Genomic DNA, 15,340 nt, shown 5'->3' with positions numbered 1-15,340 from the left:
GTCGCCGACACAAGCCGGGTGATATAATCCCCGCCTGGCGTCGCCGACCCTTATTATATGTCGACCTTCACGTCTGGAGTATAACGGAGCTCCCGAAATGCGGAAACGACAGCCTTTCACGCTTTGCCCGACCAACCCCAGGATTTGTCATGTCGCGACTTAACTACCAGGCCGCCCGATTTCTCACCAGCGCCCCCACGTTGGCGAAGTGCCCGTCCGATACCGGGGCCGAAGTCGCCTTTGCCGGTCGCTCCAACGCCGGCAAGTCCAGCGCCATCAACGTCATGACCCGCCAGAAGGCCCTGGCGCGCACCTCCAAGACCCCGGGTCGCACCCAGTTGATCAACTTCTTCACCCTGGGCGACGACACTGAGCGGCGTCTGGTCGACCTGCCCGGCTACGGCTTCGCCAAGGTGCCGGACGCGGTGAAGATGGAGTGGCAGCGCCACCTCTCGGACTACCTGCAGCGCCGCATCAGCCTGCGCGGCCTGGTGCTGCTGATGGACGTCCGTCATCCGCTTACCGAGTTCGACCAGACCATGCTCGGCTGGGCCGACGAACAGGACATGCCGGTACACATCCTGCTGACCAAGGCCGACAAGCTGAAAAGCGGCGCCGCCAAGAACGCCCTGCAGCAGGTCCGCTCCCAGCTCCGCGAGTGGGAGGACCTGGTCTCCATTCAGCTATTCTCCTCACTCAAGAAACAGGGCATCGAGGAACTCCACTCCCGCCTGGACGACTGGCTGCAGAGCACAGCGCCTAACGACTAACGCCCCAGCTTCGCCAGCAGCGCCGGTAAGTCGCGCACGTGCGACAGTTGGTGTACGCCTTCGGGCAGCGTGGGATCGGGCTCGGCGTGCGGGGCGATCCAGGCGGCCTGCATGCCGAGGCGGATGGCGGGCAGTACGTCTTCCTTCCAGGAGTCGCCCACGTGCAGGGCTTCGGCGGGTTTGGTGCCGAGGCGGCCGAGTGTCGCCAGGAAGGGCCGGGCGTCCGGTTTGGGCGCGAACATCTCGCCGGCGGCGATGATCACTTCGAAGTGGCGCGACAGGTCCAGCCGGTGGAAGGCCAGGTTGCCATTGGTGATGGCGGCCAGGCGATATTGGCGTGTCAGCGATTGCAGCAGCGGTTCGACTTCCGGGTAGGGCGAGACCTGCAGCCGCCAGGCATGAAAACGCGGCATGGTCAGCGCGGCCCAGAGCCAGGCCGAGGCGCGCGACAGGCCGTAGGTTTCCAGCAGCTCGACCAGGGCGCGTTCACGAATCCAGGTAAAGTCGCCGCGGCGCAGCGGGTGCTGGCGGGCGAGCTGCTGGCGGTGGGCCTGGTAGCGCTCGATAGAGATGACATCGGAGAAGCGCTGGTGCTCGCCGGGCTGCGGCGCCAGCCAGGCGGCGAGCTGGTCGTCGAGCCAGGCGTAGTGGCCCGCTTCGGTGCGGCTCATGACTCCCTGGTTGTCCCACAGGGTGTCGTCCAGGTCGAAGGTCAGAGCGCGCAGGCGAGGGGGTGTTGGCATCATGATTCGTCTTTGTCGCGTCGGCGTCGGGCGCGCGGGTGGGCGGCATCATAGCCGGCGGCCAGGTGCTGCCAGTCGAGTCGGGTATAGACCTGGGTCGTCGAGAGGTTGGCATGGCCGAGCAGCTCCTGAACGGCGCGCAGATCCTGGCTGGACTCCAGCAGGTGGCTTGCGAAGGAGTGGCGCAGGCGATGCGGATGCAGGTGCTCGCTGAGCCCGCGGGTGACGGCGAGCCGGCGCAGGCGTTGTTGTATGGCGCGGTGGCCCAGGCGATTGCCGCGGGCGCCGACGAAGAGGGCGCGTTCGCCCTCGGCGGCCAGGGCGCTGCGCAGCGAGAGCCAGGTGGTCAGGGCCTCATCGGCACGCCGGCCTACGGGCACCTGGCGGGGCTTGCGGCCCTTGCCTAGGACGCGCACGCGCTGGGCGTGCAGGTCGTCCAGGTCGAGGGCGGCCAACTCGGCGAGCCGCAGGCCGCTGGAGTAGAAGAGTTCCAGCATGGCCTGATCACGGCAGGCCAGTGGCGAGCCGTCATGGGGGGTGTCGAGAAACTGTGCCAGGGCGTCGACATCCACCGGGCGGGGCAGATCGCGTGCCACGCGCGGTGTGCGCACCAGGGTGACCGGGTTGTGATCCAGGTGGCCTTGCGTCATCAGATGTTCGGCGAAGCGCGACAGGGCGGCGCGGCGTCTTGCCAGGCTGCGCGGCGCCAGTCCGCGGCTGCGTTCGCCGCCGAGGAAGCGGCGTATCAGGGCGGCATCCAGCGCGCCGGGGTCGCCGATGCGGTGGTGATCGAGAAAGTCCAGCAGGGCGGTCAGGTCGCGCTGATAGGCTGCCACGGTGGCCGGGCTGAGGTGCTGGCCGAGCTGGGCGATAAAGGCCGCGACTTCCTGCGCGACGCTCGCTGCTGCTGCCATGAGCCTAGCGTTGCCCCGGCGCGAGCTGTACCAGTCGTCTGGCCACCACGTCGCCAACGTATTCGGTGAACAAGGTGTCCATGCTGGCACGGAAGTGATCCTGGGCTGGGCTGGCAAGCACCATGTAGCCCCAGGATTCGCCCACCGTGAGGCGCGTGATGGCGCAGGAGCCGCTTTTATCGGGAACCGGCACGTGCGGCAGCAGACGCTGCCAGTCGGAGCGCGTCAGTCGCGCGCAGCGGCTCGAGCGGTCCTCGAGCAGAGCGGCAAGGCGCTGGGCCGTGTGATCATCCAGCACATGCCGTGGCGGCTGGGGGGCCTGCGGTTCGGCGTCGGTCAGCGTGGGTGAGCACCACAGTGCCACGGCCGGTGTCTGGAAGTGTTCATTGAGCTGGGTAGCCAGGGTCTGGCCGAGGGCATCGGTATCCTCGGCTTCGATCAGTGCCAGTATGAGCTCGCGGGTTCGTCGGTACTGGGTGTCGTTGTGACGGGCGGAATTCAACAGTTGCTCAAGGCGGCCCTCGGCGTGTTCGGCACGGCTGCGCAGGTCGGCGACCAGGCGCTCGAGCAACGAGGTGGTGCCGCGGGCTTCGGGGTGCGGCACGCGCAGCTGTTGCAGTAGTCCCTCGCGGCCGACGAAGAAGTCAGGATGGCGGGCCAGCCACTGGGCCACGACGTCCGGGTCCAGGGTCTTGCGCGGCTCGGGGGCGGCTCGGGTCATGGCAGGGCTCTCCTGAGTGATAATTGCAGCGTAGCGGTTAATGGATCGCCACACGTCCCTCGAAGACGCGTTCGACGGGCCCGGTCATGATCAGGGCGGCTTGCTGGTCCGGCCAGTCGATCGTCAGGGAGCCGCCGGGCAGATGCACCGTGACCGGGCTTTCCAGCAGCCCCTGACGAATGCCGCAGGCCACGGCGGCACAGGCGCCGGTGCCACAGGCCAGGGTTTCGCCGGCACCGCGCTCGTGGACGCGCAGATGGATCTCATGGGGCGAGACGACCTGCATGAAGCCGGCGTTCACGCGCCGAGGAAAGCGCGGATGGGCCTCGATGGCCGGTCCAAGCGACGCCACCGGGGCTTGCTGAATGTCCTCGACGCGCAGCACGGCGTGCGGGTTGCCCAGTGACACCACGCCGATGGCGAGGTGCTGGCCGTCCACCTCCAGCGGATAGCTCACATCCTCCGCCTCGGCCTGGAATGGCACCTGGTCGGGGTCGAAGCGCGGCAGCCCCATATCGACCCGCACCCGCTCGTCGTCCTGAACCAGCAGCGTCAGCGGGCCGCCGGCGGTCTCGACGCGAGTCTCGCGCTTGTGGGTCAGGCGCTGGTCGAGGACGAAGCGCGCAAAACAGCGCGCACCGTTGCCGCAGTTTTCCACCTCGCTGCCATCGGCATTGTAGATGCGATAGCGAAAGTCCATGTCCGGATCATGAGGGGGCTCCACCACCAGCAACTGGTCGAAGCCGATACCGAAGCGCCGGTCGGCCAGTTGTCGGATCTGCTCGTCCCGCAGCCGGGCGCGCTGGGTGACCAGGTCGATCACCATGAAGTCGTTGCCCAGGCCGTGCATCTTGGTGAACTGCAGCAACATCAGGCTCGTTCTCCTCCATCGGGCGGCAGTGTGGCTTCGCCGGCCCAGAGCTCTTCCAGGTGCTCGCGGCGGCGCACCAGATGCATCTGTGCGCCGTCCACCATCACCTCGGGAGGCCGGGGCCGACTATTGTAGTTCGAGGCCATGACAAAGCCATAGGCACCGGCGGAGCGCACGGCCAGCAGGTCCCCGGCGGCGATCGCCAGGGGCCGATCCTTGCCGAGGAAGTCGCCGGTCTCGCACACCGGGCCGACCACGTCATAGGTCTCGGTCGGGCGTGCCTGGCGGGTATCCACCGGCAGGATGGCCTGCCAGGCCTGATACAGCGAGGGGCGGATCAGGTCGTTCATGGCGGCGTCGACGATGGCGAAGTTGCGGGTCTCGCCCGGCTTCAGGAACTCCACACGGGTCAGCATCACGCCGGCATTGGCGGCGATCGAGCGGCCCGGCTCGAACAGCAGCGTCAGGCGATCGCTGCCCGGCCAGCGCGACAGGCGCTCGAGCAGGGCGCTGGCGTAGTCGAACGGCTGCGGGGGGCGCTCGTCCTGATAGGGCACACCCAGGCCGCCACCGAGATCCAGATGGTCAACCTCGATGCCTGCCTCGCGAAGGCGCTCGAGCAGGGCCAGCAGGCGATCCAGGGCATCGAGGAAGGGGGCGGTCTCGGTGAGCTGGGAGCCGATGTGGCAGTCGAGGCCGCTGATGCGCAGGTTCTCCAGCGTTGCGGCATGGCGATAGACCTCGAAGGCCTCGTCCACCGGAATGCCGAACTTGTTGTCCTTCAGGCCGGTGGAAATATAGGGATGCGTGCCGGCGTCGACATCCGGATTGACGCGCAAGGATACGTCGGCCTGCATGTCCAGCCCGCGTGCCACGGCATCCAGGCGCTCGAGTTCGGCACGGGATTCGACGTTGAAGCACTTGATGCCCACTTCGAGGGCACGAGCCATCTCGTTTTCCTGCTTGGCGACGCCGGAAAAGACCACCCTGGCCGGGTCGCCACCGGCGGCCAGCACGCGCTCCAGCTCGCCCACCGAGACGATGTCGAAGCCGGCGCCGAGCCCGGCCAGCAGGTTCAGCACGGCCAGGTTGCTGTTGGCCTTGACGGCATAGCAGATCAGGTGCGGATGGCCGCCCAGCGCTTCGGTGTAGGCGCGGAAGTGGCGCGTCAGGGTGGCCTTCGAGTAGACGTAGCAGGGTGTGCCGAAGGCCTCTGCGACATGCGTGAGGTCGACCTCTTCGCCGTGCAGGACACCGTTGCGGTATGCGAAATGATCCATGTTAGCGGCCTTGTTCGTCGGCGGTCCGCTCGGGCGCAGCCGCGTCCGAGTCTGGGTTGTCGTCGGCAGCGTCGCGGCCATAGCGCTCGGCCGCACTCGGGTCATCGGGCTGGTACAGCGGGCCCTTCTGCCCGCAGCCACTCAGGGCCAGAAGCGCCACCATGACCAGCGGTAGGAGCCGCACCATCAGCTTGTCTCCTGCAGTGAGGCCAGGCTATCACGGGCCCGCTGCGCCGCGGCACGCACCTGGTCGGGGGCGGTGCCGCCAATGTGATTGCGTGCGGCCACCGAGCCTTCCAGGGTCAGCACCTCGAAGATGTCCGACTCGATGGTCGCGGAAAATCCCTGCAGTTCCTCGAGGCTCATTTCCGAGAGGTCGCGGCCCTCGCGCAGGCCGTGGGCCACGGACTGCCCGACGATCTCGTGTGCATCGCGGAAGGCCACGCCCTTGCGCACCAGGTAGTCGGCCAGGTCGGTGGCCGTGGAGAAGCCCCGGCGGGCCGCCTCGAACATGTTGGCCGACTTGGCCTCGATGGCCGGCACCATGTCGGCGAACGCCTTGAGGCAGTCCTGCACCGTCCTGACGGTATCGAACAGCGGCTCCTTGTCCTCCTGGTTGTCCTTGTTGTAGGCCAGCGGCTGCGACTTCATCAGCGTCAGCAGGCTCATCAGGTGGCCGTAGACGCGGCCGGACTTGCCGCGTACCAGTTCCGGCACGTCCGGGTTCTTCTTCTGCGGCATGATCGAGGAGCCGGTGCAGAAGCGGTCCGGCAGGTCGATGAAGTCGAACTGGGCGCTGGTCCACAGCACCAGCTCCTCGCTCATGCGCGACAGGTGCATCAGAAGCAGGCTGGCGAAGCTGGTGAACTCGATGGCGAAGTCGCGGTCGCTGACGGCATCCAGGCTATTCTCGGCGGGGCACTCGAAGCCCAGCAGCTCGGCGGTCACATGGCGGTCGATGGGGTAGGTGGTGCCGGCCAGGGCGGCGGCGCCCAGCGGCAGCACATTGACGCGGCGGCGGCAGTCGAGCAGCCGTTCGTGATCGCGGGCCAGCATTCCCTGCCAGGCCAGCAGGTGATGGCCGAAGGTCACCGGCTGGGCGGACTGTAGGTGGGTGAAGCCGGGCATGATAGTGTCGGCCTCGCGGTCGGCAAGCTCGATCATGCCCTCGCGCAGACGCGTCAGCTCGGCGGCGATGCGGTCGATGGCATCGCGCAGGAAGAGGCGGATGTCGGTGGCGACCTGGTCATTGCGCGAGCGGCCGGTGTGCAGCTTCTTGCCGGTGGTGCCGATTTTCTCGGTCAGGCTCGCCTCGATGTTCATGTGAACGTCCTCGAGCTCCACCGACCAGTCGAAGGTGCCGGCCTCGATATCCGCCGCCACGTCATCCAGTCCGCCCAGAATGGTGTCGCGCTCCGCTTCGCTGAGCACGCCGACACGGGCCAGCATGGTGGCGTGGGCACGTGAGCCCTGGATGTCATGCAGGGCCAGTTGGCGATCGAAGTCGACCGAGGCGGTGAAGCGGGCGACGAAGGCATCGGTGGGTTCGCTGAAGCGGCCGCCCCAGGATTGGTTGGTGGTGTGGCTCATCGGGCTGACATCCTGCTGGCTGTTCGGAAGTGGCGGCGCCGACACTGGGAGCCGCCCCTGGATGATTCGACTGGAGATAATGCCGGAAGTGTACCAGAGTCGGCGGAGCAGGCGAGGGGGCGAGAGAGGGCCCGAATTGGCGGTCGGCGATTTTTCCTGACCCCTCGGGTACTTTATGATGGACTCATATCATCTCATTACCACCGGGCCGGATCGTGGCGCCGCCACGCGACGTGAACCGGTACAGGGGGACCAGGTGCAAGCCATGCAGACGCTGCGTATCGCCACTCGCAAGAGTCAGTTGGCCATGTGGCAGGCCGAACATGTCCGAGATCGTTTGATGGAGGTCCACCCGGAGCTGCAGGTCGAGCTCGTGCCCCTTTCGACGCGCGGCGACCAGATTCAGGACACGCCGCTGGCCAAGGTCGGGGGCAAGGGCCTGTTCGTCAAGGAGCTTGAGGAGGCCATGCTGGACGGCCGTGCCGACATCGCTGTGCACTCCATGAAGGATGTGCCCATGCACTTCCCCGAGAGTCTCGGCCTTTCGGTGATTCTGGCCGGCGCTGAGCCCACCGACGCCTTCATCTCCAACCATTATGCGACCCTCGATGCGCTGCCCGAAGGCGCTCGCATCGGTACCTCCAGCCTGCGGCGCGGGCTGCAGATGCGCGAGCGGCGCCCCGATCTGGAGGTTCTCAATCTGCGCGGCAATGTGCAGACACGGCTCGGCAAACTCGATGCCGGCGACTTCGATGCCATCCTGCTGGCCACTTCGGGGCTCAAGCGCCTGGGGCTGGGAGAGCGCATCACCCAGGAGCTGCCGCCGGAGGTTTGCCTGCCGGCCTGCGGTCAGGGCGCCCTGGGTATCGAGTGCCGCATGCATGATGCGGAACTGATCGGCCTGCTGGCGCCGTTGGATGACGCCGATACCGCCACTCGAGTGCGGGCGGAGCGCGCCATGAACACGCGGCTTGAAGGCGGCTGCCAGGTGCCGATAGCCGGTCATGCCGTCTTCGACCAGGATGGCCAGACGCTCTGGTTGCGTGCTCTGGTGGGCAATCCCGAGGGCACCGAAGTGTTGCGCTCCGAGGGGCGCGGCTCGATCCATGAGCCGGAAGCGCTGGGCATCCGCGTGGCCGAGGAGCTGCTCGACCAGGGGGCGGGGGACATTCTCGCCGAGGTCTACGGCGCCGGCTGATGCGCAGTGAACCGGTCCTGATCTGTCGCCCCGGGGCGCGCGCCGTGCCTCTGGCCGAGGCCATCGAGTCGCTGGGCCATGAGGTCGAGGATGCCCGGGTCATGGCGCTCGAGGCGTTGCCTGAGAGCCAGGCGATGCGCAATGCCTGGCTGGATTTCGATCAGTTCGAGCGCGTGATCGTGACCAGCCCCTTCGCCGCCGAGTGTCTCGCCGAGGCGCTGGATCGTTACTGGCCACAGTTGCCGGTCGGTGTGACCTATTATGCCGTTGGCCCCGGCACGGGGGCGGCCCTGTATCAGGCGCTGGCGGTGCGGGTGCATGTCCCCGCCGCCGGACGCGAAACCTCCAGCGAGTCCTTGCTGGCGCTGCCGACGCTGCAGAATCTTCAGCGACAACGTATTCTGCTAGTGACCGGAGAAGGCGGGCGCAACCTGCTGGCTCAGACGCTGAGCGAGCGCGGCGCCCGGTTGACCGAGCTGTGCGTCTATCGGCGCCGCTTGCTTGAGCCGTCCGGTGCGTGTCAGCAACGGTTGCGAGCGGGGAATTTTCATGCATTGGTGGTGAGTAGCGGAGAAATCCTCCAACATCTGGCAAGATGGTGTTCGCCTACCGCCTTGGACCAACCGTTAATAGTATCCAGTCAAAGGTTGGCTACACTGGCCGGCAAACTGGGGTTTCGTGTTCCCGTCGTGGCATCGGGCGCCACACCCGCCGCGCTTGCGGCTGCTGTGGAGCGGGCCCGGGACCCGGAGGAAGCCGATGTCGATCATGACGATCTCGAAAAGGGCTAGCGAAAGATGAGCAAGCAATCACAAGATCAGGATGAACAGCAGTCGCCCTCCGGCGAAGCCCAGGGCGGTGCCGATGCAGGGACTGCACCACGTCAGTCGGATGAAACCGGCAAGAGCAGCGGCTCATCGTCGCGGCGCTCGCGTCGGCGCGGCAAGGGAGGTTCCAGCAACGCCCAGCCCCAGGCTGAAAGCGCGCCGGCCGGCGAGGCCGTGACGACGGCCGGCCAAGGCAGCGATAGCCAGGACACCGCCGCGTCTGATGGAGGCCGAAAGTCCGAGGCGTCCGGTGCGGCGTCGGATGCCGACCAGGCTCGGGACATCAAGCCCCAGAGCAACAAGGCTCAGGACAGCAAGACTCAGGACAGCAAGGGGCAGGCCGGCAAGAGCTCCGCCGCTTCTGCCGCCGGTGGCAAGGAGACCGGCAAGTCGACATCCTCCGGCGGCAAGAAGCCCGGCAGCAGCCAGGCTGCCAGTGGCAAGACCGCCGGCCAGTCCGGCGGCAGTGGTGGCTCCGGTTCGGGCCAGCAGGGCGCGGCCGGCAAGGGCGGCAAGGCCGGAGTCCTGGCGCTGGTGCTGGTGATTCTGCTGGCCATCGCGGTCGGCGTATTCGGCTGGCTGGGCTGGCAACGCCTGCAAGCCCAGCAAGCGTCACTGGCCCAGCTGCCCGCCCAGCCAGCAACCCAGGCGCAGGTGGATGAGCTTTCCGGCCAGCTCAAGAGCTTGCAGAGTGATCGCGAGTCGACGGTGGCCTCGCTGCGCGAGGAGTTCGATGCGTATCGCAGCGACGTCAACGCCAATCTCGACCAGGTGCTTCAGCAACTCTCGCAGCAGCAGGATACCGACGAGCGTGAATGGCTGCATGCCGAGGCGGCCTATCTGCTGCGCCTGGCCAACCAGCGCCTGCAACTGGAGCGTGACGTGGAAGGTGCCGCGGCGCTATTGCGTACCGCGGATCAGCGCCTCAAGGAGGCCAACAACCCGGCGCTGATGCCGGTACGCCGTGAAATCGCTTCGGAGCTCGCCGCACTGCGCTCCGTTCCCGGCGTCGACCGCACCGGGCTCTTTCTGACATTGAATGGCCTTCAAGAGCAGATCGCCGGTCGTCCGCTGGCGCAGGACATCGAGGAAATCACCGGCGATGCCTCGCTCGAGGAGGCGCCCGAAGGCGGCTGGAAGGATCAGTTGTCAACGGTCGGTCAGGAGCTCAAGGATCTGGTCACGGTTCGCAAGCATGACGAGGCCCTTGAGGCGCTGATCTCGCCGGAGCAGGAGTCCTACCTGCGCCAGAGCGTCCGCCTGGTGCTCGAACAGGTGCAATTGGCGCTGCTCAAGGCGGAACAGCCGTTGTTCGAGGCCAGTCTCGATAAGGCACTCAAGCTGATCAACGGCTATTACGATACCGACGACAGTGGCGTTCAAGCGGTGGTATCCAGGCTCGAGGAACTCAAGGGTCGTACTATCCGTCCCGAGTTGCCGGATATCAGTGGCTCTTTGCAGGCGCTCCAGGAGTTCATCCAGAACCGCTTCGAGTCGCGTCGCGCGGGCCAGGGTAATAACGGTCAGGCCGCTGGCGGCCAGGGAGGCGAGGCATGAGGAAGCTGATTCTGATTGTCGTCGTCGGTCTCGCGCTCGGGGCGCTACTCGGCCAGCTGATGATGTCGGTGCCCGGCTATTGGCTGGTGCGGGTCGGCGATACGTCCTACCAGACCACCTTCTGGTTCGGTCTGGTTCTGCTGCTCGCGCTCTTTTTGGTGCTGCACTTTGTGCTGCGTCTGATCATGCGCCTCTCGCGGCCGGTCAGCCGCCTAAAGGGCTGGAGCAGCCGTTCGCGCAACCGCAGTGCCATGCGGCGTACCGTGCGTGGGCTGGTGGCCCTGGCCGAGGGCCGCTGGAAGCGCGCCGAGAAGTCGCTGGTCAAGGCGGCGGACGACTCCAGCACACCTTTGGTCAACTACCTTTCCGCGGCCCTGGCGGCCCATTACCAGGGGCGCTACGAGCAGGCCGATACCCTGCTCAAGCGTGCTCACCTGAGTACCGAAGGTGCCGACACTGCCGTGGGCATGATGCAGGCCCAGTTGATGCTGGATCGCCAGCAGTACGAAGAGGCCCTGGCCATTCTGACGCGTCTGGATCGTCACCTGCCCAATCACCCGCAGGTGCTCAAGCAGCTCAAGCAGGTGTATCTCAGCATCAGCGACTGGGATGGGCTGCGTCGCCTGATGCCGCGCCTGGGGGCTCAGCAACTGATTTCTCCGGAAGAACGTGCCCAGCTTGAGCAGCGCGCCTACCGCGAGCTCATCGCCGAGCAGGCCCGCGAGGGTGGCAACATCGAGCAGGTGCGCACCCTGTGGGCCGATATGCCCGACCACCTGCGCAGCAATGTTGATCTGGTGGTGCTCTATGCCGAAGCCCTGGTGCGCGGCAACGAGCAGGCCATGGCCGAGCGTTTGCTGCGTCAGGCGCTCAAGGAACACTGGGATAGTCGCCTGGTATTGCGTTATGGCCTGCTCGATGTGGAAGCGGCACGCCAACTGGTGGTGGCCGAGAAGTGGCTGCAGGAAAGGCCCAACGATCCCGACCTGCTGCTGACACTGGGGCGGCTATCGTTGCGCAATGCATACTGGGGCAAGGCGCAGGAGTATTTCGAGTCGAGCCACCGCCAGCGTCCCAGCGGCGTGGTGTGTGCCGAACTGGCGCGGCTCTATGCCAGCCTGGGCGAGCACAACAAGAGCCAGCTCTACTATCGTCAGAGCGTCGACCTGCTCGACAAGTCGCTGCCTTCCCTGCCGCAACCCTCAGAGCCGGAAGACACCCGGCCGAAAGGCAAGCGCAAGGCGTCCTGACGCCAGGCGTTGCCGAGCCAGGCGCTCGGCACGCTTAACACCTCAGCAGGGTGGCCTCAGGGTCACTCTGCTGTCGTTGGCGGCGTCCCCCTCAGGCTCTTCTCACCCCTCGCTCCTCTCACGTCATACTCTTCTTCCCCACGCTCTTCTCCCCCACGCCCTTCTCACCTCCCCCCTCACCTCTCACCAGATACAAAAAAGCCGCCCTTGGGCGGCTCTGGTCGGTGTCAGGAATGGCAGAGCCACGCCGCCGAAGCGGCGTGGCGGGTGGCTTAGTAGCCGCCTCCGCCAGGGGTGTCGACCCCGCCGTCTCCGTCCTGGTTGTGGACCTCGCGCCGCGTGGTTGTATCCTCCGGCTCCGGAGCCTCGGGGGCGCGTGGTTGACCCGCGGGGCTGCCATCGGCGGTGTAGTCGTCTTGCATGATGCGCAGGTTGGCCGGTGCGGCATCGCCATCCTTGTCCGCGCCGAAGTAAAGCGTGGTGTGCGGGAAGGGAATCTCGATACCGGCTTCGTCGAGGCGATACTTGACCAGGCGGTTGTAGGCACGACCCACGGCCCATTGCATGCCGGGCGTGGTCTTGAGGCGCACGCGGATGTTCACTGAGCTGTCGGCCAGGGCGATGACGCCTGCGACTTCCAGCGGCTCGAGCAGCTCGCGCTTGTACTCCTCGTCCTCGCTCAGGTCGTTGAAGGCGGTCTGCAGCGCCTCGATGGCTTCATCGATGTTCTCGCGATAGGCGATGCCGTATTCGCCCACATGGAAGGCGAATTCGCGCATGTAGTTGGAGACGGTGTCGACGCTCGAGAAGGGCACGATGTGGTAGGTGCCGCTCAGGTCACGCAGTGCCACCGAGCGGATACTCAGACGCTCGGCGGTGCCGGTGACGCCGCCGACGGTAACCACATCGCCGACATTCAGGGCGTTCTCGATCTGGATGAACACGCCCGTGATGATGTCCTGCACCAGTTTCTGGGCACCGAAGCCGATGGCCAGGCCCAGCACACCGGCACCGGCGATCAGCGGCCCGATGTTGATGCCGATTTCCGCCAGCACCACCATGATGGTCACGGTCAGCAGGGTAATGGCCAGGGCATTGCGGAACAGCGCCAGCAGGGTCTGGGTACGGCTGGAGGGCTCGCCACGACCGGTCGCCGGGTTGAGCTTGTGCTCGATCATGCTGGCCAGCATCAGCCAGGCCACCAGGGCGATGATCAGAATCATGATCACGCTGAACAGCTTGGCGATCAGGCCGCGCCCGGCCTCGGAGGCATACCAGGCGGCCAGGTCGAAGACCTGCCAGGCATTCAGCGAGATCATCACCACCGCGATCAGCAGAATGGTGCGTATGACCTTCAGCGCCTTGGGCACATAGCCATTGAGGCGCACCTCCAGGAGCGGCAGCTTGCGGCGCAGGTCATCGGAAAGGCTGATGCGACGCCCGATGGTCTGCGTTATCAGCCGGGAGATGCCCAGCCCCACCAGGATGGCCGCCAGTGTCTGCAGGGTGGCGATCAGCACGAAGGGCAGGGCGTCTTCCGGTTGGGTCAGGGTCAGCACCAGCACCGTGAAGAAGTAGGCAATGGCCAGCAGATGCCAGACGCGGCTCAGCAGTGAGAGAGCCACGCGGGTGATCGGCAGGCTGCTGCGCTTGCTCTGGCGCTGCAGGGCGTCACGCAGGTGCTGGCAATTGCGCAGGACCACGGCAATGGCATAGACAAAGGCCCCGATCATGATCAGGGTGCCCAGGCTCTGGCCGAGCCTGGGGGACAGATAGGCGTTGGCCAGCGGTACCACGACCATCAGGCCATAGCCCGCCAGGCCGATCAGCCGGGCGATCCAGCGGTTCCAGTAGGAGGCGTCGCGGGCGGCGATCGGCAACAGGCGCAGGCCCTCATAGCGCGAGGCGAAGAGCATCCGTACGCCGGCCTTGAGCAACTCGATGACCAGGAAGGCATTGAGGAACAGCGAGGCGCGCGTGGTCAGCTCGCCACTCTCCCCGACCACGAAGGTGGCCACCAGATTGCCGCCGACATACGCCAGGGCGACGATCAGCGAGTCGATAAGGGCGGCCAGGGCGACACAGATGAGCAACCGCAGCATCGGCTGCAGGGCAGGGCCATTCAGCGACCACAGGCTCAGGCGCGTGAACAGAGGGCGACCCAGGCGCCGGATCAGCAGGAAGAGCGCGAACGTGGCAAGAATCACCAGGCCCAGATTGAGGGTGGCGTTGAGCACCATGCCGATGTCGATCTGGGCGGCATCCGAGGTCGAGACAAAGACAGCGGCCAGACTGTCATACACCAGGCCGGCTTCCTTGCCGATGTCGCCGACGATGTTGCTGGTCATCTCGGCGAGCTGGCGCGGCAGGGAGGGCTCCTCGACCGCTGGCGCCGAGCTGTCATCGCTCGACTGGCCCTCGCTTGAGTCGGCTGGTGCCTCGGCCATGCCGCGCAACTGCTCGATCAGTTGCTGCCGGGTTTCGGGGTTTTCGAGCATGTCGGCCAGGGTGGCATTGGCCGGTGCGCTGGCCCCGGGGTCCGCTGATTGCGCCAGCGCCGGGCCGGCGAACGCCATCAGGGCGATCAGCAGCCAGCGGAGGAGCATGGGAAATAGTCGTGGCTTCACGCAAGAGCCTCCGGTGTCGCGAACAATGAATGGCAGGGCAGGGAATACGCCACATTTTAACACAGGCCGATTGCCCAACGGCACGCCCGGCCGGCAGGCGAGCCTGGCCGGACGGTACCAGCTTTACGAGACATTGCCGTCATGCCGGCGTTCGTCGGCCGCGGTGCTTTTATCGCTGCACGCTTGCCGCTAGCATGCCAGTTACGCAAGGGGAGGCGATGATGTTTCATGCTCCGACGGATTGGTTGCTGGTGGTGCTGGGCGGTGCCCTGGGTGGCATGGCGCGTCTGGCCGTGACCGAGTGGGCGACGGGCCGCTGGGGCGCGCGGTTTCCCTGGGGAACGCTGATCGTCAATCTGAGCGGGGCGCTGGGGATCGGGGCGCTGGCGGCTAAGGCTGGCTGGCCTGCCGCGGCACCCTCGCTGTGGCTGCTGCTGGGCGCCGGTCTGCTGGGCGGATTCACCACCGTTTCGTCGTTCAGCCTGCAGACGCTGGGACTGTGGCAGCAGCAGCGTGTCATGGCGGCCAGCGCCAATTTGCTGGGCACTCTGCTGCCGGGCATTGCCGCGGCCGGCCTGGGGTGGTGGCTGATGGGCGGTGGCCCATGAGTGGTTGGGGTCGCTATCTGTCGGTGGGGCTCGGGAGCGGGCTGGGGGCCGGGCTCCGGCTGCTGGTGGCACAGGGCGCCTGGCTGGCCTGGGGTAGTGCCTTCATCTGGGCCACGCTGATCGTCAACCTCTTGGGTTCCTGGCTGATTGCCGCCGTGGCGGCGCGCGCCAGTCACGCCCCCGCGGGTCGGATTGCGCGCTGGCAACCTCTGCTGATGGCGGGCCTGTGTGGCGGCTTTACCACCTTCTCGTTATTCGGTCTGGAGATTTTTTACCTGCTGCATCTCGGCCGGCCGGGGCTGGCGTTGCTGTATGGCGCCGGCAGCATGCCCTTGTGGCTGGCCGCCGCCTGGCTGGGCCAGCGGGCCGGCTTCCCACGCTGAG

At 66.4% G+C, this 15,340-nt stretch carries 14 protein-coding genes and 1 pseudogene; 7 read left to right on the top strand and 8 right to left on the bottom strand.

Annotated features, from left to right (window positions below):
• Positions 1 to 149 precede the first annotated feature (149 nt).
• Entirely contained in the window at positions 150 to 770 is a 621-nt protein-coding gene (gene yihA / locus QWY74_RS02805) for a ribosome biogenesis GTP-binding protein YihA/YsxC (protein ID WP_290313692.1), read from the top strand.
• Here the strand turns inward: yihA and QWY74_RS02800 are convergent.
• The 7 genes and pseudogenes from QWY74_RS02800 to argH form a co-directional block, all read right to left on the bottom strand.
• Positions 767 to 1,513 (bottom strand): HAD family hydrolase, encoded by a 747-nt coding sequence (locus QWY74_RS02800; protein ID WP_290313691.1) that lies wholly within the window; start codon positions 1,511 to 1,513, stop codon positions 767 to 769. The genes yihA and QWY74_RS02800 overlap by 4 nt on opposite strands.
• Positions 1,513 to 2,427, bottom strand: coding sequence for a tyrosine recombinase XerC (locus QWY74_RS02795; RefSeq protein WP_290313690.1), 915 nt, complete (start codon positions 2,425 to 2,427; stop codon positions 1,513 to 1,515). Before QWY74_RS02795 ends, QWY74_RS02800 begins: the two co-directional genes overlap by 1 nt.
• Before the next feature lie 4 nt (positions 2,428 to 2,431).
• The gene (locus QWY74_RS02790; RefSeq protein WP_264825930.1) at positions 2,432 to 3,148 is read right to left on the bottom strand and encodes a DUF484 family protein; all 717 of its coding nucleotides are present in this window, start codon (positions 3,146 to 3,148) and stop codon (positions 2,432 to 2,434) included.
• Between the two features lie 37 nt (positions 3,149 to 3,185).
• Complete coding sequence (gene dapF / locus QWY74_RS02785) at positions 3,186 to 4,019, bottom strand: diaminopimelate epimerase (RefSeq protein ID WP_264825929.1); 834 nt, start codon at positions 4,017 to 4,019, stop codon at positions 3,186 to 3,188.
• Positions 4,019 to 5,299 carry a diaminopimelate decarboxylase gene (gene lysA / locus QWY74_RS02780; RefSeq protein ID WP_264825928.1) on the bottom strand — a complete coding sequence of 427 codons (1,281 nt, stop codon included), beginning with the start codon at positions 5,297 to 5,299 and terminating at the stop codon, positions 4,019 to 4,021. The genes dapF and lysA overlap by 1 nt, the downstream gene beginning before the upstream one ends.
• Before the next feature lie 76 nt (positions 5,300 to 5,375).
• A pseudogene (lptM, locus tag QWY74_RS13095) lies at positions 5,376 to 5,486 on the bottom strand (LPS translocon maturation chaperone LptM); the annotation flags it as partial.
• Positions 5,486 to 6,889, bottom strand: coding sequence for an argininosuccinate lyase (gene argH, locus QWY74_RS02770; RefSeq protein WP_264825926.1), 1,404 nt, complete (start codon positions 6,887 to 6,889; stop codon positions 5,486 to 5,488). The pseudogene lptM and the gene argH, both read right to left, overlap by 1 nt.
• A 265-nt stretch (positions 6,890 to 7,154) precedes the next feature.
• Here argH and hemC point away from each other — a divergent pair, with 265 nt between their 5' ends.
• The 4 genes from hemC to QWY74_RS02750 are packed head-to-tail and all read left to right on the top strand — an operon-like array spanning position 7,155 to position 11,721.
• Positions 7,155 to 8,087, top strand: a complete 933-nt coding sequence (gene hemC / locus QWY74_RS02765) for a hydroxymethylbilane synthase (protein ID WP_435389118.1) — start codon at positions 7,155 to 7,157, stop codon at positions 8,085 to 8,087.
• Positions 8,087 to 8,878, top strand: coding sequence for a uroporphyrinogen-III synthase (locus QWY74_RS02760; RefSeq protein WP_264825925.1), 792 nt, complete (start codon positions 8,087 to 8,089; stop codon positions 8,876 to 8,878). Before hemC ends, QWY74_RS02760 begins: the two co-directional genes overlap by 1 nt.
• Before the next feature lie 6 nt (positions 8,879 to 8,884).
• On the top strand, positions 8,885 to 10,471 hold the full coding sequence (locus QWY74_RS02755; RefSeq protein WP_290313688.1) for a uroporphyrinogen-III C-methyltransferase: 1,587 nt from the start codon (positions 8,885 to 8,887) through the stop codon (positions 10,469 to 10,471).
• Entirely contained in the window at positions 10,468 to 11,721 is a 1,254-nt protein-coding gene (locus QWY74_RS02750) for a heme biosynthesis HemY N-terminal domain-containing protein (RefSeq protein ID WP_264825923.1), read from the top strand. Before QWY74_RS02755 ends, QWY74_RS02750 begins: the two co-directional genes overlap by 4 nt.
• Positions 11,722 to 11,993: 272 nt before the next feature.
• Here QWY74_RS02750 and QWY74_RS02745 read toward each other — a convergent pair whose 3' ends face one another.
• The gene (locus tag QWY74_RS02745; protein WP_264826169.1) at positions 11,994 to 14,327 is read right to left on the bottom strand and encodes a mechanosensitive ion channel domain-containing protein; all 2,334 of its coding nucleotides are present in this window, start codon (positions 14,325 to 14,327) and stop codon (positions 11,994 to 11,996) included.
• 242 nt (positions 14,328 to 14,569) lie between these two features.
• On the opposite strand from QWY74_RS02745, the gene crcB reads away from it, so the two are divergent.
• Complete coding sequence (crcB, locus tag QWY74_RS02740) at positions 14,570 to 14,956, top strand: fluoride efflux transporter CrcB (RefSeq protein WP_264825922.1); 387 nt, start codon at positions 14,570 to 14,572, stop codon at positions 14,954 to 14,956.
• Positions 14,953 to 15,339: a fluoride efflux transporter FluC gene (locus tag QWY74_RS02735; RefSeq protein ID WP_264825921.1), complete on the top strand. Its 387-nt coding sequence runs from the start codon at positions 14,953 to 14,955 to the stop codon at positions 15,337 to 15,339. Before crcB ends, QWY74_RS02735 begins: the two co-directional genes overlap by 4 nt.
• The last annotated feature ends 1 nt before the right edge of the window (position 15,340 follow it).

Source organism: Halomonas almeriensis, assembly GCF_030409235.1.
Lineage (GTDB): Bacteria > Pseudomonadota > Gammaproteobacteria > Pseudomonadales > Halomonadaceae > Halomonas > Halomonas almeriensis.
The sequence above is the reverse complement of the archived record's forward strand: the minus strand, read 5'-3'. Positions and strand labels throughout refer to the sequence as shown.